Annotated in this window: 16 protein-coding genes and 1 pseudogene; 16 read left to right on the plus strand and 1 reads right to left on the minus strand. The window is 41.2% G+C overall.

From position 1 onward, the window contains the following. Positions 1–110: 110 nt before the first annotated feature. Positions 111–3,482, minus strand: coding sequence for a transcription-repair coupling factor (gene mfd, locus QE422_RS00475; RefSeq protein ID WP_307454282.1), 3,372 nt, complete (start codon positions 3,480–3,482; stop codon positions 111–113). Positions 3,483–3,727: 245 nt separating this feature from the next. Between mfd and QE422_RS00480 the strand changes: the two genes are divergently transcribed. The 16 genes and pseudogenes from QE422_RS00480 (at position 3,728) to nadC (ending at position 24,485) form a co-directional block, all read left to right on the plus strand. Further along, the gene (locus QE422_RS00480; protein WP_307454284.1) at positions 3,728–4,117 is read left to right on the plus strand and encodes a hypothetical protein; all 390 of its coding nucleotides are present in this window, start codon (positions 3,728–3,730) and stop codon (positions 4,115–4,117) included. Positions 4,118–4,539: 422 nt separating this feature from the next. Further along, positions 4,540–4,821: a hypothetical protein gene (locus QE422_RS00485; RefSeq protein WP_307454285.1), complete on the plus strand. Its 282-nt coding sequence runs from the start codon at positions 4,540–4,542 to the stop codon at positions 4,819–4,821. 127 nt (positions 4,822–4,948) lie between these two features. Beyond that, positions 4,949–6,448 (plus strand): GH3 auxin-responsive promoter family protein, encoded by a 1,500-nt coding sequence (locus QE422_RS00490; protein ID WP_307454287.1) that lies wholly within the window; start codon positions 4,949–4,951, stop codon positions 6,446–6,448. Positions 6,449–6,517: 69 nt separating this feature from the next. Then, on the plus strand, positions 6,518–6,880 hold the full coding sequence (locus tag QE422_RS00495; RefSeq protein ID WP_307454289.1) for a hypothetical protein: 363 nt from the start codon (positions 6,518–6,520) through the stop codon (positions 6,878–6,880). A 95-nt stretch (positions 6,881–6,975) separates the two neighbouring features. Beyond that, positions 6,976–8,211 (plus strand): MFS transporter, encoded by a 1,236-nt coding sequence (locus QE422_RS00500; protein ID WP_307454290.1) that lies wholly within the window; start codon positions 6,976–6,978, stop codon positions 8,209–8,211. A 91-nt stretch (positions 8,212–8,302) separates the two neighbouring features. Next, positions 8,303–8,965 carry a hypothetical protein gene (locus QE422_RS00505; RefSeq protein ID WP_307454292.1) on the plus strand — a complete coding sequence of 221 codons (663 nt, stop codon included), beginning with the start codon at positions 8,303–8,305 and terminating at the stop codon, positions 8,963–8,965. 30 nt (positions 8,966–8,995) lie between these two features. After that, positions 8,996–11,086, plus strand: coding sequence for a T9SS type B sorting domain-containing protein (locus QE422_RS00510; RefSeq protein WP_307454293.1), 2,091 nt, complete (start codon positions 8,996–8,998; stop codon positions 11,084–11,086). 91 nt (positions 11,087–11,177) lie between these two features. Continuing rightward, positions 11,178–13,520, plus strand: a complete 2,343-nt coding sequence (locus QE422_RS00515; RefSeq protein ID WP_307454295.1) for a T9SS type B sorting domain-containing protein — start codon at positions 11,178–11,180, stop codon at positions 13,518–13,520. A 165-nt stretch (positions 13,521–13,685) separates the two neighbouring features. Beyond that, the gene (gene dnaB / locus QE422_RS00520) at positions 13,686–15,278 is read left to right on the plus strand and encodes a replicative DNA helicase (protein WP_307454296.1); all 1,593 of its coding nucleotides are present in this window, start codon (positions 13,686–13,688) and stop codon (positions 15,276–15,278) included. 60 nt (positions 15,279–15,338) lie between these two features. Then, the gene (gene rnhA, locus QE422_RS00525) at positions 15,339–15,815 is read left to right on the plus strand and encodes a ribonuclease HI (RefSeq protein WP_307454297.1); all 477 of its coding nucleotides are present in this window, start codon (positions 15,339–15,341) and stop codon (positions 15,813–15,815) included. A 162-nt stretch (positions 15,816–15,977) separates the two neighbouring features. Further along, positions 15,978–18,218, plus strand: coding sequence for a gliding motility-associated C-terminal domain-containing protein (locus QE422_RS00530; protein WP_307454299.1), 2,241 nt, complete (start codon positions 15,978–15,980; stop codon positions 18,216–18,218). Positions 18,219–18,336: 118 nt separating this feature from the next. Then, positions 18,337–20,598, plus strand: coding sequence for a T9SS type B sorting domain-containing protein (locus QE422_RS00535; RefSeq protein ID WP_307454301.1), 2,262 nt, complete (start codon positions 18,337–18,339; stop codon positions 20,596–20,598). A 132-nt stretch (positions 20,599–20,730) separates the two neighbouring features. Next, a complete protein-coding gene (locus tag QE422_RS00540) occupies positions 20,731–21,357 on the plus strand; it encodes an NAD(P)H-dependent oxidoreductase (RefSeq protein WP_307454303.1) in 627 nt (208 codons plus the stop codon). A 30-nt stretch (positions 21,358–21,387) separates the two neighbouring features. Continuing rightward, positions 21,388–22,959, plus strand: coding sequence for an L-aspartate oxidase (nadB, locus tag QE422_RS00545; protein ID WP_307454304.1), 1,572 nt, complete (start codon positions 21,388–21,390; stop codon positions 22,957–22,959). Between the two features lie 15 nt (positions 22,960–22,974). Beyond that, on the plus strand, positions 22,975–23,613 hold the full coding sequence (locus QE422_RS00550) for a hypothetical protein (RefSeq protein ID WP_307454305.1): 639 nt from the start codon (positions 22,975–22,977) through the stop codon (positions 23,611–23,613). Positions 23,614–23,622: 9 nt separating this feature from the next. Continuing rightward, a pseudogene (gene nadC, locus QE422_RS00555) lies at positions 23,623–24,485 on the plus strand (carboxylating nicotinate-nucleotide diphosphorylase). Positions 24,486–24,516 lie beyond the last annotated feature (31 nt).

Consider the following 24,516-nt stretch of genomic DNA (forward strand, 5'->3'; position numbering starts at 1 on the left):
AATCCTTTTTTAAACCAAAAAATCTAAAAACTTACGCTTTTAGATTATGGTATTGCTGATAGAATATCGAAATTTAAATAGGATGCTTTAAATTCCGATATTTAAAAGATTCAGTCTTCACTCTTTAAAATCGATTTCAACAGAGCATTTACCTCATCCACATTGGCAACCCTGTCTTTTCTCATCATCAGCTGATTGCCTTCTTTTCCCGTTTTCTCTTTCAATTGAGCCTGTGTCGGGTTTTTTGTAAGATAATTGATAATTTTTCTGAATTTACTCGTCTGGTAAAACTTATCTTGTGGATTACCCGGGAAATAGCCCAGGAAGACCCCGTTCTTCATGACAATCTTCTCAAAGCCGATATCGGCGGCCAGCCATTTTAAGCTTACACTTTTCAGCAGGTTTACCGCTTCGTTTGGCAGTTCGCCAAAACGGTCGATCAGCTCCGATTCAAATTTTGCCAGATTTTCTTCATTATCGATTTCAGCCAACTTCTGATACAGCAGCAGTCTTTCCTCCGTATTCGAAATATACCAGTCCGGAAGCATCAGTTCCAGATCGGTATCGATATTTACATCTTTGGTTGTTTTGAAAAGCTTGTTTCTTTCTTCTTCATTTTCAAAAAGGTTCTCGAATTCCTGATCGTCTTTCAGCTCTTCCAAAGCTTCCTGCATCAGTTTCTGGTAGGTTTCAAACCCCATTTCATTGATGAATCCGCTTTGTTCCGCTCCCAACAGATCCCCTGCACCACGGATTTCAAGATCTTTCATAGCAATCTGGAACCCGCTTCCCAGATCGGAAAACTGTTCAATCGCTTCCAAACGTTTCCGGGCATCGGAAGTCATCATATCGTAAGGCGGAGTAATCAGATAACAGAATGCTTTCCGGTTGCTTCGCCCGACACGCCCCCTCATCTGATGAAGGTCTGCCATCCCGAAACGTTGGGCATCATTAATAAAGATGGTATTCGCATTCGGAACGTCCACGCCGCTCTCTACAATGGTGGTGGAGACGAGCACATCATATTTCCCTTCCATGAAATCCAGGACATTTTTTTCCAGCTGCTTGCCTTCCATCTGTCCGTGCCCGGTAATCACTCTTGCATCAGGAACGAGCCTCTGGATCAGTCCTGCAATATCTTTAAGGTTTTCCACCCTGTTATTGATGAAATACACCTGCCCGTCACGCTGCAGTTCATAGGAAACCGCATCCCGGATAATCTCTTCACTAAAACCGATCAGCTGGGTATCGACAGGCTGACGGTTCGGCGGCGGCGTTTTAATCACCGAAAGATCCCTCGCAGCCATTAGGGAAAACTGCAATGTTCTTGGGATCGGTGTTGCAGTTAACGTTAAGGTATCCACATCGGCCTTTAGGGTTTTCAGTTTATCTTTTACCGAAACACCGAACTTGTGTTCTTCGTCGATAATCAGCAGTCCTAAATCTTTAAATTTAACAGAAGTGCCTGCCAGCTGGTGGGTTCCGATGATAATATCTACTTTGCCGTTTTTAAGATCCTGTAAGGTTTCGGATTTTTGTTTTGCTGTCCTGAACCGGTTGACGTAAGCTACATTTACCGGGAAATCTTTCAATCGGTCTTTAAAGCTCCGGTAATGCTGGAACGCGAGAATTGTAGTCGGAACCAATACGGCAACCTGCTTCCCGTCGGTAGCTGCTTTGAATGCCGCACGGATGGCAACTTCCGTTTTACCGAAACCAACGTCGCCGCAGACCAGACGGTCCATTACCGTATCCGCCTCCATATCGCGTTTTACATCGATGGTTGCTTTTTCCTGATCCGGCGTATCTTCATAAAGGAAACTTGCTTCCAGCTCGTTTTGCAGGTAAGAATCCGGCGTGTAGGCAAAACCTTTCGCCGATTTTCGCTGTGCATATAATTTAATAAGATCAAAAGCGATCTGTTTTACCCTTGCCTTTGTTTTCTGTTTTAAAGATTTCCAGGTCGGCGATCCCAGTTTACTCAATACGATTTCCCGGCCTTCCGGACCGTTATACTTTGAAATTTTGTGCAGGGAATGGATGCTTACATATAACAAATCGCCGTTTTTATAGGTAAGTTTGAAACATTCCTGGATTTTTCCGTCGTTGTTTACCTTTACCAGCCCCATAAATTTTCCGATCCCGTGGTCGATATGCGCAATATAATCGCCGATCTTCAGAGACATCAGGTCCTTTAAAGTAAGCTGCTCGGATTTGGCAAATGTATTTTTCGCTTTATAACGCTGGTAACGGTCAAAAATCTGGTGATCGGTGTACACCAGAAATTTATGGTCGTTATCTACAAATCCTTCGTGAATTTCAGATTTAAAGCTTTTAAACGGCAGCTCGTGTTCCAGCTCCTCAAAAATAGACTCCAGTCTTTCTTTCTGCTTTTCGGTAGCAAAGGAGATCCAGGTATCGAAACCTTCCTTCTGTTTTCCTTCCATATCTTCAATCAGCAGTTCAAAATTTTTATGGAAAGAAGGCTGGGCCGTCTGGTCTACCTTCAGTTCGGTTAAGTCGATCAGTCCTTCAATCGGAACCGCCCCGAAATCGACGGTCTTGAATTTTTTATAATCAAACAGAAACTCCTGGTCGGAAATAAACAGTTCCTGCGGGGTACGGTGGGAAATATCTTTGCTTAAAGCATCATACTTTTCCAGGGATTTTTCATAAAACGATCTCAGCTTCTGCATTCCGACAATTCCGTTTTTGGAAACGACGAAGCTTCCCTTAGGCAACAGCTGAAGCAAAGACACCCGGCTGCCGGTTACTGTAAAGTTCATATTGGAAACCAGCTGGAAATCGGTTACCTTATCTACCGAAAGCTGGGTTTCGATGTCGAAGGTTTTAATGCTTTCCACTTCATTTCCGAAGAATGTGATCCGGTAAGGCTTTTCATTGGAATAGGAAAAGACATCCACAATCCCGCCCCGTACAGAGAATTCTCCCGGCTCGGAAACAAAATCCGCCTGCTGGAAATTATAGTGGTTCAGCAGCTCGTCCACAAAATCGAAATCGAGATGGTCACCTACTTTTATATGATGCGAAATGGCTTTGAAATCCTCTTTTTTCAGTACTTTTTCAGACAATGCCCCGGCATAGGCTACTACGACCTTGGGCGATTTGTCGGAGGTAATTTTATTGATGGCTTCCGTTCTCAGAACCAAATTGGCATTCTGCGTCTTTTCTACCTGGTACGGCTCCATATGCGTAGCCGGAAAATAAAGAATTTTCTCCTTTCCCAATAGGTCTTCCATTTCGGTATTGGCGTATAAAGCATCTTCTTTGTCATCTACAATATACAGGATATGCTTTTTCCGGGTCAGGAAAAGTTCGGCTACAAAAAGGGAAACGGAAGATCCCGCACTGCCCTTCACAGAAATATGTTGATTGTTTTCCAATTGTGTAAAAATCTCCTTTCCGAATTCTTTCTGAAGCAGGTCCGGAAAAAATTTTTCGCTGATGGTTTTTAACTGCATAAAAATATTTTGGTATAAACGGCAAAAGCGATTCCGGAAGTTTCCGAAATCGTTTGATCCACACAAAGATAAGGATAAATATTCTTTAGTAAAAGGAAAACCCGGGATCGCACCTGTTTTGTACGAAAAGAAAATCTTAATGTTTTGCTAAAATATCCGTCTTAAAAGTTAAAATAATTATCTGCCGGCTAAGTGGCACTCCATTTGAATATTCAGCCTTAGCAAACCATTAAAGAAATATTATTATGAAAAAAGCAATCAAAATTTTAGGATTATTCCTGCTGACGTTTTTTGTAGTCACGGCCGTATCATGTAGCGATGACGACGATCCTGCAAACAACGATTTCTTCGCAGGAACTTATAAAGGAAGTGTATCGTACAGCGGTGACGGAAACAACATCAGCAGTAATGACGGAAGCGTTTTTGTAACAAAAATCGCAAGCGGAACAAAATATAACTTTGCATTCTCAAACAGCATTCCGGATCTTAACGGGATTGAATTTAATCAGCAAGGAGATAATACATTAGTAATGGTAGGATCTACTGCTACTTCTTATATCAGAATCGATAATAACGAATTAAAAATTTACTACAATAAAGATGGAAAGACGTGGACAGCGAATGCTACCCGTTAATCAACTTTTCATACATATGTTAGGGCCTGCTTTTCCTTTTAGGGAAAGCAGGTTTTGTATTAAGGAGGCGGCAGCTGCCCCGAATTGTTATAATCAAACTCAATATATTTATTTATATTTTTTATGATAAGCTTCGTAGAATTTTCGGCGAATGACAGATTTTATATTAAGATCTTTTATTCCTTCGTCATTAGAAGCGTCCTCTGATCGGGAACGATACAAATATACTCCGATAAGAAGAGCAATAATAACGACAAGAAGATTTGAGATTTTCCAGGTTACCATTTTAAAATTTTGATTATAAATATAACGGTTTAATCTTTTTTTAAGCTGTAATAAACTTTAGTTAAGTTTGAAAAATAAGGTTTTTCAGTCCGTTTTTTGTATAACTTTGAATCAACAAAAAAACAAATTTATCCGCTATGAAAAAATTTTTAACCGCAATGTCTGTTGTTTTAGGACTGGGACTTGCAACGGCTCAGCACACTGCGGCGACCGTAAAAACTCAAACTGTAAAAACAGTAAAACCGGTTAAACAAATGACGCCTGCCACCACTGCAAAACCGGCTGCTGCCGTAAAACCTTCAGCTGCACCTGCTGCTGCGAAACTGAAGAAAGACGGAACTCCTGACAAAAGATATAAGGAAAACAAAAACCTGAAAAAGGACGGCACTCCTGATAAAAGGTACAAAGCCAATAAGTAATCAACATTATAGTTGTTATTTTCATAATCAAATTTCGAAGACCGATGTATTACTCATTCATCGGTTTTTTTGTGCCTTATTTTCTGAAAATGGCATACAATTCTTTAGTTATTTATAAATTTGGATCATGTTAAACTTTCTAAAGAAAAAAGCAGCTTTACTCTGGTCAAAAAAGCATGTCCGGGATGCGGAAGAATTTAAGAACAACGCAGAGCGGGATCAGGAAGACCTGCTTCTCTCGTTAACAGATGCTGCGAAGAAGACACTTTTCGGAAGGGAACATGATTTTGAAAATATCAGATCGGTAAAAGATTTCCAGGAACGGGTAAAAGTAGGCGATTACGAAATGCTTAAGCCCTACATCGAAAGGGTAAAAAAAGGCCAGGCCAATATCCTCTGGACCGACGTTCCCGAATATTTTGCCAAAACTTCCGGTACCACCTCCGGCTCCAAATATATTCCTATCTCCAAAGAAGGAATGCCTTTTCAGGTAAAAGGTGCCCAGAGTGCCCTGTTTCATTATATTGCCAAAAAAAACAATTCGGATTTCGTTAACGGAAAAATGATTTTTCTCCAGGGAAGCCCCGAGCTTGAAGAAGTTTTCGGAATAAAAACCGGCCGGCTTTCCGGGATTGTTGCCCATCATATTCCTCAATATTTACAGAAAAACAGGCTCCCGAGCTGGGAAACCAACATGATGGAAGACTGGGAAGCCAAAGTAGATAAGATTGTGGAGGAAACCGAAAAGGAAAACATGACCCTCATTTCGGGAATCCCGCCCTGGCTGATTATGTATTTTGAAAAGCTTACCGAAAAGCACGGAAAAAAAATAAAACAGATTTTTCCTAACCTCCAGCTTATCGTAACCGGCGGTGTAAATTACGAGCCGTACCGCGACAAAATGGAGGAACTCTTGGGCGGAGCAGTGGATATCGTGCAGACATTTCCGGCCTCGGAAGGATTTTTCGCTTTCCAGGATGATTATACAAAAGACGGATTGCTGCTCTTAACCAACCACGGGATTTTTTATGAATTTATTCCGCTGGAAGAATACGGAAAGCCGGATGCAAAACGACTGACCCTGAAAGAAGTGGAACTTAATAAGGATTATGCCCTTATTTTAACCACCAATTCCGGACTTTGGGCCTATTCAATCGGTGATGTGGTAAGGTTTATCGGCAAAAACCCTTACCGGATCCTGGTGAGTGGCAGGACCAAACACTTTACTTCGGCTTTCGGCGAGCATGTGATCGCCTTTGAAGTGGAAGAAGCGATAAAGGCCGCACTGGAAAAACACCCTGCCCAGATTACAGAATTCCATCTGGCACCCCAGGTAAATCCTTCGGAAGGACTTCCTCATCATGAATGGTTTATTGAATTTGAAAAAGAACCTGAGAATCCCGAACTTTTTAAACAGGAACTGGATGACCAGCTGAGAAAACGGAACACCTATTATAATGACCTGATTTCGGGAAATATTTTACAGAAGCTGCATATTGCAAAGCTACAGAAAAATGCTTTTCAGGAATATGCAAAATCCCAGGGCAAACTGGGAGGCCAGAATAAAATCCCCCGACTGGCCAATGACAGAAAAATCGCAGATTTGTTGGAAAAATATAAACTTTAATGACATTTTTTCAATTCCGGAAACGTATATTGGAAAAAAATTATAAATTTGGAAAACTAAAAAATAATAATGAAAGCATCTGTACTTTTAAAATCATCTTTATTGACGTCGTTATTTGTCATTTCATCTTGTGCCACCACAAAATACAGTATGGATACTGCTAAAAACGATTACTCCAATCTCGAGGCAGGAAAAATGTATACAGTCATGATGAGAGATGGTTCAAAAAATCAAAAAATGTTATTCCGTAACGTAGAAGGAGATAATCTGATCGGAACTGCAGGAAAAAAAGACAGTACAGTCGTAACGATCCCGAAAGCTAATGTGGCTGCGGTACGAGACAGCAGAAAGGCAGGTATTGCTACCGGAGCCGTGGTAATTGGGGCAGCCGGAGTAGCCGCTTTGGTATTCAGTGCTTCAAGAGCAGACTAAAATAGATTTTATCTTTTAGCCGTCATTTAATTTTTCATTTAAAAAATTAACTATAATAATAGCCTCAAGTCAATATTTGAGGCTATTTTTGTGAGATGATGTCGTTTACCCCGTTACAAACGTTGAAAAACGTTGAATTCAGAAACCTTCTTACGGGAAGATTTTTTATTGTCCTGGCCTTCAGAATGCTCGCTACTTTACTTGGATGGTGGGTATATCAATTAACAAAAGATCCTTTTTCAATCGGACTTATCGGACTTTCAGAGGTTATTCCCGCAGTAAGCTGTGCTTTGTACGCCGGCCACGTCATCGATATGAATGAAAAGAAAAAACTGCTGCTGATCTGCAATTACACTTACATTTTCCTGATCGGCCTGCTGCTGATCCCTGCTTTCCTGGACGTCAGAATGCACTTTACCGGTCATGAGATTACCTATTTCATTTACGGAGTTATTTTCTTTACGGGAATTGCAAGAGCGTTCATCGGACCGATTATTCCGGTAATGATTCCTAAGATTGTAAAAAAAGAAAACCTTCCGAATGCCGTTACACTGAATCAGGCTACCTTCCTGATTTCCTCCGTGTGTGGACATGCAACAGGCGGTTTCCTGATCGGCTATTTCGGGATCAAATGGACACTGGTGGTCATTATTTTACTGATATTCCTGGCGTCATTATTCTTTTTTCAGTTAAATAAACAGTATTCCGAATACAAAAAACAGAATATTAACGTTATAGATAGTATGCGTGAAGGAATTTCCTATATTTTCAAGACGAAAGAAATTCTGGGAGCGCTGTGTCTGGATATGTTTGCTGTCCTTTTCGGAGGTGCCGTTGCCATGATCCCCGTTTATGCAACCGATATTCTGAAGGTGGGAGCGGAAGGCTTCGGATTGCTGAATGCCGCATCTGATATCGGGTCGATGTGTATCATCACCCTTTTATCGGTCATTCCTTTAAGAAAGAACCAGGGAAAGATTTTACTTGCCGTGGTTACGGGTTTCGGGCTATGCATTATCGGCTTCGGGCTGTCGACCTGGTACTGGCTTTCGTTTATGTTCCTGGTGATGAGCGGTATGCTGGATGGTATCTCGGTGGTCATCAGAGGAACGATCGTTCAGCTGAAAACTCCGGACAACATCAGAGGGCGCGTCATGAGTGTAAATTCCATTTTCATTATGTCGAGTAATGAGATGGGACAGTTTGAAAGCGGGCTTTCCGCAAAATTATTAGGAGTGGTACGTTCGGTGGTTTTTGGAGGTACCATGACAGTGTTAATCGCATTAATTGTGGGAAGTACAAATCCCAAACTGAGAAAAATGCAATATTAAAAAAAAATTAGCTACTTTATTAAATTAATCTTAAAAACTTTAAATCAAAGTTAATAATTTTTTATATTTGTGAGATAAAAATTCCCCTTACATGAAAAGAACTTTACTTATTTTATTTTCATTATCGATATGTGCATTTAGCTATGCCCAAACATCTTATGAAAAAAGCTTGGCAACTCAGATTACAAAGTTAGAGTCTGCACAAAAATCTGAGGACTTTCAGCAGTCGAAGGATTATTTTATGAAATATGTCAATAACCTCTCCAGGGGTACGGAGACAAAAAAAGAAGATTGGAGAGCGTATTACTATACTGCACTATCATTAGTCAGAGCAGAAATAATTTCACAACGTGCAGGCCATGCATCAACTATCGATGAAACTTCATCTTTAGCAGAAAAATACATCAGTGGAATCTTTGTGAAAAACCCAAATAATGCAGAAGCTAATATTCTTTTGTCACAAATTTATCTTTTAAAGTCATTAAACACTACTTCTGAGAGTGCTGCTTATTTAGCTAAAGCTAACGAATATCTGGCAAAGGCAGAAACTGAAGACAAGAATAATCCCAGAATTGATGTTCTAAAAGGTGAAATCGCATTAAATTCTCCGACAAAAAACGGAGGAAATAAAGAAGCGGCAAAAACCTATTTTAATTCTGCCTCTGCTAAGTTTAAAACTTATAGTAAAAAGTCTAATCTTGACCCAAGCTGGGGGAAAGAAGATTTAACCTACTATCTTTCTAATCTTAAATAACATATCATAATTAAGATAATTTTTGCTATTATGAAAAAAATCTACCTTATATTACTGTTAGCCTTTTCAAATATCTTTTTTGCACAGTCCGATTGCGCTTCAGCGATACCGGTTTGTGGCAATTCAGATATTTCTTATTTCCCTACAGGTCCGGGAACCATCGATGATCAGGTAAATGCTAACGGAAGCTGTTTAAGTGCAAACGAGCATTACTCCGTATGGTACCAGTTTACGGTAGCTACATCCGGAACTTTAACGTTTACCATTTCCCCTCAGGCTCCTTACAATGCCGATTATGACTTTGCTGTATACGGACCCAATAAAACCTGTGGCACCAAAGGAGCTCCGATACGTTGTAATTATGCAGGGGTACAGGCCGCTCCGAATCAGACAGGATTACAGATTGGTCTAACCGCTAATTCCGGCGCATGGAGTCCGGCGATGAACGTTGTAGCCGGTGAATCGTATTATCTGATTGTGGACAACTGGTCCGGCGCCAATGCCGCACTGGCTTTTTCATTAACCTGGGGAGGAACTGCTACATTAACTTCGCCATTTAATGATCCTACAATTCAGCCGAATCCATTTAATCCGATTGGAATTCCTGGAGCTACAGCATCTGCCCCAAGACTTATAGAACTTTGTAATATTGGAGTACCCTATAATTTTGAAGTTAACAGCACCAATATTATCAACGGAAATCCGAATTTCTTCGTAAAATACTATAGAACATCTAACGATGCTTTATCTGATACGAATGCAATTACAGCTCCGATTCTTGTAAATACTACAGATACCTATTATTATGCAATCCGTTATCAGGATCCGGCTAACCCCAACAACCCGACCAATAAATGTTTCAACATCAACGCCTTTAAATTTAAAGATGTTACTTTCACAGCAAACAATGCCAGTTTGACAGAATGTAATAACAATAATAACGGAGTTGCGGTATATAACCTAACGACAACTACATTATATACACCAAACCCGGCATACACGTATACAACGAAATATTATCCAACCATTGTGGATGCCAATAATGGGACTAATGAAATTACGAACCCGTGGGCTTACACTTCTTCTACCGGAGATGTATATGCAAAAATAACAACCAATTTAGGATGTTCTGATATTGCAAAAATTACATTAAACTTTTATCCTGTAGTAACGGTTCAGGATATCACCCTAAGATCATGCTTTATTGCAACAAATCCTGCAACGGCTTCATTTGATCTTACCTCAGCGCCTGTAACATCGCAGCAGGGAACCAAAACCTATTATCCGTCTCTTGCAGATGCGATAGCAGGAACCAACCAGATATTAAACCCATCATTGTATATTTCTCCAAATGGCGTGGTTTTCATTAAAGTTACCAATTCAAACGGATGTTATGCTGTTGCTAAAGTAACATTGGTAGTTCTTCCTCCGGTATATTCCAGCTTACTGGATGATAAAATCATCTGTATGGAAGATACGACTACCCTGGATGCAGGACCTGGATTCACTTCTTACAAGTGGAGCACCGGTGCAACCTCTCAGACGATCACCAATGTTTCGGTAGGAACTTATTGGGTAGAACTTAAAACAGGAGAATGTGTTACCCGTCAAACGGTAAAGGTGTATCCTTCCGAGCAGCCTGTTATTTCAAACATCGATATTACCAACAATACGATAACGGCAAATGTTGTCGGAGGAACCGCCCCTTACAAATATTCACTGGACGGAATTAAGTGGCAGGACTCTAATGTCTTTAACGATGTTCCAAGAGGTGATAATACCATTTATGTAAAGGATGGCTATGACTGTGATCCGATTACGGTAACGGTAGTGGTTCCGAATCTGGTGAATGTGATAACACCAAACGGAGACGGGGTAAATGATGTGATCGATTATTCCGCTTTAGCAGGTAAGAAAGGGCTAGTCTTAACCATTTACGACCGATATGGCGTAAAAGTAGGTCAGGCTGATAAATCCAACGGCTACAAATGGGACGGAACAACACTCGGCAAAAAAGTTCCTACGGGAACCTATTGGTACTCGGTTGAGTGGAATGAAAATGATAAAAAGAATACACCATTCAAATTCTCAGGATGGGTAATGGTGAAAAATAGAGAATAAAACTATTGATAGTAAAAGAAAACCGCTTGGTAAAAGCGGTTTTTTTCACATTTAATAAAAAAGAATTAAACCATATTAAAAATCAGTTATAATGAAGAAAATATTACTTCTAACTGTCTTGTTTCTGTCGCAATTGCTGTTTTCACAATCAGATTGTATATCAGCAATTCCGGTATGCGGAAACTCCGACATTTCTTATAATCCCGGCAGTTCGGGAACCGTTCAGGAAGCCACTTCGGCAAGCTGTCTGGACGTAGAACATTATTCAGTATGGTACGTTTTTACAGCTGCAACTACCGGAACCATCGAGTTTACCATCACTCCTAACACAGTTCCCGGTGTTACGCATTACGATTATGACTTTGCTGTTTACGGGCCGAACATCAACTGTGCTACTTGGGATTTCGGAAATGCTATTAAATGTAACTTTTCCGGCACAAGCGGTCCGACAGGGCTAAGCTCAACGATCACCGGATCTCAGTGGGAAACCCCATTAAATGTAACAGCAGGTGAAACTTATTATCTTCTTATAGACAATTATATTCCAAGCAACCCATACGGATTTTCCTTAACATGGGGTGGAACGGCTTCGTTAACTTCTGCATTTAACGATCCTGCATTGACGCCAAACCCATTCATTACACCGGGAGCACCAGCCGCGAATCCTTCCGATCCAAATGAGATTTTAAAGTGCGCATTACCTACGATGTTCGATTTTAGCACATTATCCACAGGAATTATCAATGGAAATCCGAACTTCTCCGTATCTTATCACTTAACAAGTAATGATGCGATTACAGGAGCATTGCCAATCACTACGCCGATCATGGTGGATGCGACTTCTATTTATTATTACAGAATTAAATATACCGACCCTGTAGATCCTACCAATCCTAAAAACGGCTGTTTCCAGGTTGGGAAGTTTAAATTCAGGTCCGGGAATATTGTGGTAAACAATGCTACCATAACGGCTTGTAACTACGATGATACCGGCATTGGATATTTCGATTTGAACTCTGCTAACGTTTACGGGCCTACCAATGTCACTAAAACGTATTATCCGACGATGGCAGATCTTAATGCAGGAACCAACCAGATTACCACTCCTTCATCTTATGCATCTGCTCCAAAAAAAGTATATGTAAAGATTGTTACCAGCGAAGGCTGTGTGGGAACCGGAGAAATCACCCTGCAATTCCTGCCTGCTTTAACTGTAGTTGCGGCTACTGTAAATGCATGTAATAACAATAATGCCGGAACCGGAGTTTTCGATCTGACGGCACCGGATGTTTATCCTACATCTACCAACGTTACGAAAAAATACTACCCTACGATCGTGGATATGAACGCAGGAACCAATGAAATTACCAATCCTGCCGCTTACACTTCTGCTGCTCCGAAAACAGTATATGTAAAAGTACGGACTCCACAGGGATGTACAGGGTACAACGAGATCAAACTGGAGTTTTACCCGGTTGTCGTAGTCAATGACGCCAGCGTAGAAGAATGTTATATAGAATCGAATGTAACCAATGCAGCATTTAACCTGACCCAGGTAAATGTAACCTCGCAAACAAGTGTTACCAAGAAATATTTCAAAACCCTGGCAGACGCTGTTGCAGGAACCAATGAAATCATCAATGCTGATACTTACATTTCAACCACGGGTGTTGTTTATGTAAAAGTGATAAGCATACAAAACTGTTATGCCATTGCGAAAATCAACCTTAAAGTTCTGCCTCCTGTAAAATCAAGCGTTCTAAAAGACAAGATTATTTGTATTGAAAACAAAACAAGTCTGGATGCTGGGCCTGGGTTTGATGCTTATGAATGGAGCACCGGTGCTACGACATCATCTATTACCAATGTAGGAGCCGGATCATACTGGGTAAAACTGAAAACAGGAAAATGCTGGACATTACAGGAAGTAAAAGTAAATGCTTCTGCGCAGCCTGTTATCACAAATATTGAAATCAACAATGATTCATTTACCATAACAGTTAACGGAGGCAAAGGTCCTTACCAGTATTCGTTAGATGGCACCAATTGGCAGGATTCCAATGTTTTCACGGGTCTTCCGAGAGGGGAAAACAAAGTGTATGTAAGGGATTCTTACAATTGTAACCCGATCAGTGTTCAGGTAACGGTTCCGAATCTTCTGAACGCCATTACACCAAACGGCGACAACAAAAACGATTATATCGATTACTCAGCTTTAGCCTATAAGAAAAATCTTGTTTTCACGGTATATGACCGATACGGAAACATGATTTATAAAGCAGATAAAATCAGAAATTACACTTGGGACGGAACTTCCAACGGTAAAAAAATCGTAACGGGAACTTATTGGTACACCATTACATGGACAGAAAATGATAAAAACAATACTGAAACGAAATACAGCGGATGGGTATTGGTAAAAAATATCAACTAAAATAAGTCGATTTATTTTAAATAAAATCACCTCAAAACTGAGGTGATTTTTTTATACACATCATCTTAACCCCTTTTCTACAATAAATCCGGGCAAAATTGTGTTTATAAATTGTTGAATACTATTTTTTAATTCAATTTTCAAAAAAACTATCTTTGCAGAACTATGGCGCAGAAAGAAACATTATCGACATTGACGAACGGAAACTTTGCAAAAGAACTCTCTATTGCCGACGGAAAAATGCCGCCCAACGCACTGGATTTCGAAAGGCTGGTGATCGGAACTTTTTTAATTGATAAAAAAGGTCTTGACCACTCCATCGATTTGCTGACACCGGAGGTTTTTTATGATCCGAGACATCAGGTCATTTTTTCTACCATTTTAAAATTATACGAAGGCAACCAGCCGGTCGATCTGATGACCATTATCCAGGCGCTGAAAAAAGAAGGAAGATTGAACCTGGCCGGCGGAGACAGCTATATCATCGATCTGACAATGGGCGTAAGCTCATCGGCCCACATTGAATATCACGTTCGTGTTATCCTGGAAAAATACATTTTAAGAAGCTTAATTAATGTTTCAGCCAATGTAATTGATGCTTCTTACAAAGAGTCCACTGATGTTTTCGAACTGTTGGACAAAGCAGAGCAGTCTTTTTTTGAAATCACCAACGGAACCATTAAAAAAGGATTCGATACGGCAAACTCACTGGTAAAGCAGGCTATCGACACCATTAAATCCCTGAAAGATAAAGAAGGGCTTTCTGGAGTACCTTCCGGATTCCGGGATGTGGATAAAGAAACCGGGGGCTGGCAGAATTCCGATCTTATTATTATTGCTGCACGTCCGGCGATGGGGAAAACGGCCTTCTTACTTTCCATGGCCAGAAACATTGCTGTAGGCCACAAAATTCCGATGGCATTATTCTCGCTCGAGATGGCATCGGTACAGCTTATCACAAGGATGATTGCTTCCGAAACAAGAATTTCATCGGAAAAACTCAGAAAAGGAACACTGGACGACGAAGAATGGCAAAGACTGTTCTCCAACGTATCCGAACTGGAAAATGCACCTTTATATATCGACGAAACCCCTTCCCTTTCCATCTTCGACTTCCGTGCGAAATGCCGGAGACTGGTGATGCAGCATGGAGTACGGCTGATCATGGTCGACTACCTTCAGCTGATGACCGCCGGTGGTGGCGGAAAAGGAGCCGGAAACCGGGAGCAGGAGATCTCCATGATCTCCCGTTCATTAAAAGCCATTGCAAAAGAACTTAACGTTCCGGTAATTGCGCTTTCGCAGCTTTCGCGAAGTGTGGAAACCCGTCCCGGGAAAAGACCGCAGCTTTCCGATCTAAGGGAATCCGGAGCGATTGAGCAGGATGCGGATATCGTATCCTTCATCTTCAGGCCGGAATATTACAAGATCACCGTTTGGGACAATGATGAAGAAGGACAGGAAACCTCAACAGAAAACCAGGCCGAACTTATCATCGCGAAGCACCGAAACGGGGCTACTGCTGACGTGCGTTTATCCTTCCTGAAACATTTTGCAAAATTTGGGGATATCGAAGCCGCGTTTGACGGAGGCATGGGCGGAGGATATCCGTCAGGTTTCAGTACTCCTGAGCCTAGCGGTTTCGATAAAATTAAAACCACGATTCAGCCGGGAGCCGCTTTTGATTTACCGGACAGTTCGAAACTTTCAGGATCTTCCATGAATGATTTTGATGACGATGATGATTTTCCTTTCTAACAATTAAAGGTAAATCTTTCTGAATCTTAAACTAAACCTGAGCCTTCACCTCAACCTGATATGAGAATTGAAATATATACCGATGGAGCTTGTAGCGGAAATCCCGGAAAAGGCGGATACGGAATTCTCATGCGTGTTCCTGAAAAAAACTATCAGAAAACATTCTCGAAAGGTTTTAGAAAAACCACCAACAATCGGATGGAACTATTGGCGGTAATCACTGCGCTGGAAAAATTGAAATCTCCTGACAATGATATTCATATTTATACCGACAGCAAATATGTAGCCGATGCCATCAATCAGAATTGGCTCGCCGGATGGATCAGACGAGGATGGAAAAATGTAAAAAATCCTGATCTGTGGCAGAAATTTGTCATTCTGTATAATCTCCATAAGCCTAAAATGCACTGGATCAAGGGTCACGCCGGACATTTCGAAAATGAATTGTGTGATAAGCTGGCAGTGGCTGCAGCGGCATCACCGAATCTTGAAATAGATCACTATTTTGAAAGTCTGGAAAACAATACTTTATTTTAGTATCTTCGACTACTACTCCGATCGAAAATTTTCATTATTTACCCTTTAAACTTATCATTTTTTGACGATTAGCCATCATTTCCGGCAAAATTAACATTGAATACGTATTTATTGGTTGGGATTTAATATCTTTGGCAAGTCTAATTTTAAGTATCATCATATATGAATAAAAAACTATTGGCTTGTTTCATCCTGCTCTTATCGTGCGTTCTGGGAAAATTCTCAGCTCAGACGTATCAGCTGACGGGAAACCCTGTAGTGACTACAGGATGGGATATAGTCCCTTCCGCAGCGGTTAACACGGACTTTATTCAGCTTACTGCCGACCAGATCTCTCAGGTAGGCGGTATCAAATTAAATGCTCCCATCAATCTTAAATTCTGCGATAAATGGAGGGTGGAATTCGATTTCAGGATCGACGGAAACGGGACAACCAGCTACGGACGTGGTGACGGTTTTGCCTTTTGGTACCTTGCCAATCCTCCTGCTGCCTATACCGCAGGTGGTGGTTTGGGAATTCCCGCCAACTCTACCGGGCTGATGGTAGGATTTGATATCTTTAACAACAGTACCGAAGCGCAGATGAGCAAAGTACACGTTCTTTATGGAACCAACAATACAGCCGGATCAAATATTGAATTCAACAATACACCGGGAAGTACATTTCATACAGCAGATCTTAACCCTACCCAACCTTTTGTAGGTGCTACTTATAAGCATGTGGAAGTATTGGGACAGGTAGATCCTGCGACGCCTGCCAACTGGATTATCAGTATCAAGATCGACGGCATTACAGTAGTAAACCAATCTTTTGCCCCTTCGGGAGCAGCGGTGGGAATGACACAAGGCTACTTCGGTTTCTCAGCATCTACGGGAGCGGCAAGTGCAAGACACTCTATTAAAAATGCGAAAATTTTTACCGATAAAGTTTCGATCAACCAGACAACTGTTTCGGCGAGTGTATGCCCGAATCCTTCTACCGGACAGGGAACCATTAATTTAACGACATTCCAGAACCAGTTTGTAACGAATCCGGCGAACTACACATTCACTTACAGCGTTGGCGGAACTCCGATTACGAATCCGACCAACTTTCAGTTCAGCGCAAATACAACCGTATCAGTACGAATTAAAGATAATGCCGGGCTTCTTTGTGATAACCCGGACGGTAAGATCCAACTGACCCTATCGCCGTTCACTGCAACAGCAGCCACTCTTACCGAATGTAATAATAATAACGCCGGGACTGCAACCTATAACCTGACGCTTGCCAACGTGAATGAGCCTGCCGGTTCTACCAAAAAGTTCTACACGACGATGGCCGCTACCACAGAGATCACCAATCCGACCGCTTATGTTTCGGCAGCCGGAACCGTATATGTAAAAGTTACTACACCTCAGGGATGTCAGGGATCTGCCCCTATTACTTTAGCATTTTATCCGCAGATTGCATCACAGGATGCGACCATGGAATCCTGCTTTATTGATGTTGCGCCTACAACCGCTTTATTTAATCTTACCCAGGCCAATGTAACCTCAGCAACAGGAGTTACGAAAAGGTATTTCAAAACGCAGGCTGATGCGCTGGCCGGAACCAATGAAATTTTAAATCCTTCCACTTATATCGCGACATCATCAACAGTATATGTTAGAATCACCAATGTAACGAATTGTTTCGTAATCGTAAAAATAACCCTGAAGGTTTTACCTCCGATCTATTCTTCCGTGCTGAAAGATAAAACCATCTGTATCGACGCCAAAACCAGCCTGGATGCAGGACCTGGCTTCGACACCTACCTATGGAGTACGGGAGCAACTACGCAGACGATCCAGAACATTGCTCCGGGTCAGTATTGGGTACAGCTAAAAACCGGAAGATGTACAACGTTACAGACTGTAAAGGTGAACATAGCAAACCAACCGGTGATTTCCAGCATTGATATCAGCAACAATACGATTACCATCAATGTAAAAGGCGGAAAAGGACCTTTCCAATATTCTCTTGACGGAATTAAATGGCAGGATTCCAATGTCTTTACCGGACTTCCGAGAGGTGAAGTTACCGTATACGTAAAAGACTCTTACAACTGTACACCAATCCATGTTCAGATCACAGTTCCGAATCTGATCAATGCCATCACGCCAAACGGGGATAATGTAAACGACGTTATCGATTATTCCGCTTTAGCGTACAAGAAAAATCTTGTTTTCACGGTATATGACCGATATGGAAACAAACTTTACGAAGCCAACAAAATCAGAAACTTCAAGTGGGACGGTACTTCCGGCAACAAGAAAATATTGACCGGCACTTACTGGTATACCATCACCTGGAATGAAAATGACAAAAACAATACACAGACTTCTTATAACGGCTGGGTATTGGTAAAAAATAGGGAATAATATATTCTAAAAGATCACTCCGACCGGAGTGGTCTTTTTTTTATTCTCAACATCTATTTAATCAATTTAAAAAGGATTTATTGCCTTTATTATATTAATCATCAGTTAATTTACTCAAATGAAAAAACTATTACTCCTTAATTTTTTTATCATTTTTCTAGGTTTTAGCGGAAAAATCTCTGCACAGACCTACCAGCTTGCCGGAAACCCGGTGAATACCACAGGCTGGGACCTTGTTTCCAATGCTACGGTAAACACAGATTTTATACAGCTTACCCAGGATATTACCAGTCAGTTCGGAGTGGTAAAACTGTCAACCCCTATCAATCTTAAATACTGTGACAAATGGAAGGTCGAATTTGATTTCAGGATCGACGGAAACGGGACGGCAGCCTACGGTCGCGGGGACGGATTTACGTTCTGGTACCTGAGTAACCCACCCACCGGCTTTACGAGCGGAGGTGGTCTGGGCATCCCTTCAAATGCCAACGGACTGATGGTCGGTTTTGATATTTTCAACAACTCTACCGAAGGTCAGATGAGTAAAATTCATGTCTTGTACGGAACAAACAACTTACCGGCAGGAGCCAACAATATCGAATACAACAATACACCGGGAAGCACTTATCACACTCCCGATCTGAATCCTACCCAGCCTTTTGTAGGATCCACTTATAAACATGTTGTCGTAAACGGAACCATCGATCCTTTGAATGCCAACATTTGGAATATTAAAATCCAGCTCGACGGTGTTGTACTGGTAGACCAGCCTTTCACCGCTTCAGGAGGTGCTGTAGGGATGACAACCGGTTACTTCGGGTTTTCTGCAGCTACGGGAGGCGCCAGCGCAAGGCATTCTATTAAAAATGCGAAAATCTATATCGATAAAGTTCCGATCCTTACGAATACCGTTACCCCTTTTGTATGTGTAAATCCAGCTACAGGAAGCGGAACAGTAGATTTAACTTCTTTCCAGAACCAGTTTGTGACCAACCCAGCCAACTATGTATTTACTTACTTCGGGCCTGGAGGGACACCGATTACGAATCCTTCGAATTATACTTATCCTGCAGGAACAACGACGATTACGGTAGTGGTAAAAGATCCTTCTTCCACACTCTGCGACAATGGTGACGGAAAAATCGTATTGACTCCTACTGCTTTTGCAGCTAATGATGTAACACTTACCGGCTGTAACAATGACAATGCGGGAGGAGCTGTTTTCAATCTTACCAATGCCGCGCTTTCTTCGGTGACGGGAAGTACATCGGTGTTCTATAATTCCATGTACGACCTGAATCATCACATCAATGCGATTACCAATCCTTCGGCCTTTTTCTCGCCGGCAGCTACAATCTATGCTCAGGTAACCACTCCGCAGGGCTGTACAGACGTAGCCGAGATCACTCTTTCGATTTCCCCTGTTGTAACAGTACAGAATGCGACGTTAAGAGCCTGCGCCATTGCTACAAATCCTTCAACCGGTCTGTTTGACCTTACCACAGCTTTAGTATCTTCACAGCCGGGAACAAAGACATATTTCCCATCATTAACGGATGCACAGAATGGAACCAACCCGATCCAGACACCGGCAACCTACACTTCTCCCAACGGCATAGTATACATCAAAGTAACCAATGCCAACGGTTGTTATGCCATCGCCAAAGTCACCCTGATTGTTATTCCACAGGTTTTCTCTATGACGCTGGATGATAAAATTATCTGTATGGAAGACACAACGACCCTTGACGCTGGTTCTGGATTTACAAGCTATAAGTGGAGCACGGGCGCAACCAGCCAGAGCATTAATAATGTAACAGTAGGAACGTATTGGGTAGACCTGAAAACGGGAGACTGTACTGCAAGACAGACCGTAAAAGTATATGCCGCCCAGCAGCCGGTAATTACAAGTGTTGACATTTCCAATACAACAGTAACGGTCTATGCAAACGGAGGAACCGCACCTTATAAATACTCAATGGATGGAATTCACTGGCAGGATTCCAATGAATTTAAAAATGTACCTAGAGGAGACAGCCAGGTGTATGTAAAAGACGCTTACGACTGTGATCCGATTACCATTACTATCGTTGTACCGAACCTCATCAATGTCATTACTCCGAATGGTGACGGTGTAAATGATGTGATCGATTACTCTGCCCTTGCCGGGAAGAAGAATTTGACATTCAGCATCTTTGACCGATACGGTGCGAAAATTCACGAAGCCGACAAATCCAACCGGTACAAATGGGACGGAACCGTAGGCGGACGGAAAGTATCTACCGGAAGCTACTGGTATTCCGTTTCGTGGAATGAAAACGACAAGAAAAGCACGCCGATCAAATATTCCGGATGGATTTTGGTAAAAAACAGAGATTAGGAAAATAACCATTCCATATATATGAAAGGATCACTTCAAATTTATTTGGAGTGATCTTTTTTTAGTCTAATTTAGAATAAGATATTTTGCATAATTCTGATTTAATTCACATTCAATTATTAAATTTGTCCTATGAATTATTTGGAGGCTTTAAGCAGAAGATATTCTGTAAAAAAATTTAACGGCGAGATTATTCCTCAGGAAATATTGCATAATATTCTTGAATCGGGAAAATTATCGGCAAGCTCCCTGGGCCTCCAGCCTTATGAAATTCTGATTATAGAAAGTGAGGAGATGAAGCAAAAATTGATTCCGGCTTTTTATAATCCGTCTCAGATTTCCACCTGTTCACATCTGGTTGTTATTGTGGCCAAAAGAATAGTGGACGACCATTATATCAACGGCTATTTCCGGCACATTTCGAAGGTAAGGGATACCCCGCTGGAAAAGCTGGATCTTTTTAAAAACAGCATCAATCAACATATTAATCAAAAGACTCAAGATGAAATTTTCAGCTGGGCAGAAAAGCAGGCTTATATCGTGCTGGCCAATCTTATGTATGCCGCAGCGATCGAAAATGTAGACACCTGCCCGATGGAAGGCTTCCGCCAGGAACTGATTGAAGAAATTTTAAGCATCAATCCTGAAACCGAAAAAGTAAGCGTTACCCTTGCATTAGGCTACCGATCGGAGGAAGATCATTTTCAGCACATGAAAAAAGTGAGAAAACCAAACGAAAAATTGTTTAAATTTATTTAGTCATTAGACGATTTTTCTTAAACCAAGGATATGATAAAAGCGGATGTACTAGTAATCGGTTCCGGGATTTCGGGACTTTCCTATGCCATAAAAATTTCTGAACAGCTTCCCGATGCCAAAATAATCATCGTAACCAAGTCAGACGAAGATGAAAGCAACACCAAATATGCCCAAGGCGGCCTTGCGGTGGTTACAGATTCTAAAAATGATAATTTCCAAAAACATATCGAGGATACGATGCGTGCCGGAGATGGGGAAAACAAACGCGATGTCGTGGAAATGGTCGTTACGGAAGCACCTGCGAGATTTAACGAAATCGTGGAATGGGGTGCCAACTTCGATATGAAAAACGGTGAATTCGCTTTAGGAAGAGAAGGCGGCCACACCGAGAACAGGATTGTGCATCATAAAGATATCACCGGGTTTGAGATAGAAAGAGCTTTGCTGGAAACCGCCAATAAAAGTGATAACATTGAGATCTTGGACCATCATTATGTGATCGATATCATTACCCAACACCACGTTCCGGGAAAAGAACTGAACGAAGGCGACATCCACTGTTACGGTGCTTATATTTTAGATGAAAAATCTAAAAAAATTAAAAAAATCACCTCAAAGATCACTTTGGTCGCAACAGGAGGTGCCGGCCATGTTTACAAGAATACCACCAATCCTACCATTGCTACCGGAGACGGAATTGCTTTTGTAGCCAGAGCAAAAGGCAAGGTTTCCAATATGCAGTATTATCAGTTTCACCCGACGGCCTTATACAGTAAAATTGACGGGATGCTGTTCCTGATTTCGGAAGCCGTTCGTGGTGACGGAGCCAAACTACGGACGAAAAAGGGCGAAAAATTCATGCATAAATATGATGAGCGTGAAGAATTGGCCTCCCGGGACATCGTGGCAAGAGCTATTGATGCTGAAATGAAAGTCACCGGTGATGAATATGTTGGACTCGACTGCCGTGAAATGAACCGTGAAAAATTCCTGGAACATTTCCCTAATATTTATAAAAAATGTAAAGACGAGGGGGTAGATCCTTTCACCCAGCTGATTCCCGTGGTTCCTGCTTGCCATTACCTGATGGGAGGAATTGAAGTAGACCGGGACGGACAGTCTTCCATCAGAAACCTTTTCGGCGTGGGAGAATGTACCAATTCAGGACTTCACGGCGCTAATAGACTGGCTTCCAATTCTTTATTGGAAGGACTGGTTTTTGGACACAATGCTGCAATGAAAACCGTCGAGCTTCTTAATGAAAACAATTTTAACTTTGATGATTTGAAAGCCGTACCGGAATGGAATGAAGAAGGCATGAAGATCATGGATGAAATGGTAATTGTTTCGTATTTGAGAAAGCAGCTTCAGGAAATGATGAGCGACTTGGTAGGCATTGTAAGAAGCAATCGCCGTCTTAGCATGGCTTTACAGAAGCACCAGGAAATTGCTGCAGCCGTTGATGAAATATACCACTACTCCATTCTTTCTCCGCAACTATCAGAATTAAGAAATTTAACTACCGTGGCGCATCTTATCATTACCCAATCTATGGAAATGACTGAAAATAAAGGTGCGTTTTATAATAAAGACTTAGTTTAAAGTTTAACACAGTACATGGAAATCTTCGGCCTGAGAATTTTAACCATCGTCAATATTTTATATTTTTTAGGAATATTGTTGATTTTTATTGTTTTTATAGTGATGGTTTTTCTGATTTTCGGAGGTCATCGCCACGATGCAATCTATTTTCTTGGCTGGATGTTCTTATTAGCTTCTGCAGCTTTCGGAAATAAGTTTTTCAATTATTTAAAGAAAGTAATTATTTCTGAAGCAAAACATCCGCTTCCATTAAATTTATTATGTAACATCCTTAGAATGGGGAAACCATATTATTTTGGAAGAGAAACATTTGATCTGGACGAAATCATTCGTGACAATAAGCTTCCATTGACTTTTTATTATGTTAGTAATCCTCAACATCCTATTCTTCAATTTAAAAGAGATAAAATTCTTTTCCATAATCAGGAATACGACTGGAAAAGTTTCAATTGGAAATATTTTCTTTTCCGTGAAAGTCCATGGCACACAAAAAATGCCAAACATATCATTGAATTTACAGGCACCAATAAAAATAACATCCGGATAAAGAATAAGATCTATTTTGAAAAAATAAAAGCTCAAGAAAATGAAGTAATTTTGCTTTTTGTGATTCACGATTTATTATTCGGAAGCAAATCATCTTATTACTATTAAATTAAAGATATGAAAAGACCAGCATACGTTACTGATAAAGTTTTAAAACTATTCATAAAAAACGCTCTTGAAGAAGACATCCAGGATGGTGACCACTCCACTCTTTCTACCATCCCGAAAGATCTGGAGCAGAGCGCCAAGCTTCTGGTGAAACAGAATTGCATCCTGGCAGGTGTAGAGCTGGCCGAAATTATTTTCAAGACTTTTGATAAAGATTTGAAAATAGAGACCTTCGTAAAAGATGGGGACGCCGTAAAAGTGGGTGATGTAGCCTTTATCGTCACAGGAAGCGCAAGATCGATTCTTTCCACGGAAAGACTGGTATTAAACTGTATGCAGCGGATGAGCGGAATTGCTACCCTGACCCACGATTGGGATTCCAGGTTGGTGGGTACCAAAACAAAGCTTCTGGATACCCGGAAAACCACCCCCCCAACTTCAGGGTTTGTGAAAAATGGGCCGTGGCGATCGGCGGCGGGACTAATCACCGGTATGGCCTTTACGATATGATTATGTTGAAAGACAACCACATTGATTATAACGGAAGCATTACCAATGCTGTAAAAATGGCTAAAGACTATATTAAAAAGAATAAGAAAAAGCTGAAGATAGAGGTCGAGACCCGAAATCTTGACGAAGTTCAGGAAGCCATCAACGCCAAAGTCGACCGAATCATGCTCGACAATATGGATATAAAGACCATGAAAAAAGCCGTTAAGCTTGTTAACGGTACCTGCGAAATCGAAGCATCCGGCGGAATTACCCGTGATCAACTAAAAGAAATTGCCTCCACAGGAGTCACCTATATCTCTGCCGGAGCCCTCACTCACTCGGCTGACAATATGGATTTAAGTCTGAAAGCTGTTAAATAGGGATTGAATTTTCAATAAAAATAAATATATT

Origin of the sequence: Chryseobacterium sp. SORGH_AS_0447 (assembly GCF_030818695.1) — a bacterium.
GTDB lineage: Bacteria > Bacteroidota > Bacteroidia > Flavobacteriales > Weeksellaceae > Chryseobacterium.